Origin of the sequence: Pseudoalteromonas sp. SIMBA_162, assembly GCF_046535955.1 — a bacterium.
Taxonomy (GTDB): domain Bacteria; phylum Pseudomonadota; class Gammaproteobacteria; order Enterobacterales; family Alteromonadaceae; genus Pseudoalteromonas; species Pseudoalteromonas marina.
The window spans coordinates 1-232 of record NZ_JAWJBQ010001325.1; the positions used below are offsets into that span (position 1 = coordinate 1).

1 protein-coding gene is annotated in these 232 nt (G+C 67.2%); it reads right to left on the minus strand.

All coding sequences use genetic code 11. The features are described 5' to 3' along the window. Positions 1-232: toprim domain-containing protein (locus tag R0J88_RS23935; protein WP_410901448.1), on the minus strand; the 232-nt coding region annotated here is incomplete at both ends.

Below are 232 nucleotides of genomic sequence, written 5' to 3' on the forward strand. Positions count from 1 at the left end.
CTCGAACAGGAACTCGGAGAGCCCGGAGGCGCAGGTGACACGCTTCTCGAATGCCTCCTGGCCCTCACTGCGCACCAGGGAATCCGGGTCCTCGCCTTCCGGCAGGAACAGGAAGCGCGCCTGACGGCCATCGATCATGACCTCGAGCACGGTCTCCAGCGCGCGGCGCGCCGCCTGCCGACCGGCCTTGTCGCCGTCGAAGCAGAACACCACCTCATCGACCAGGCGATAG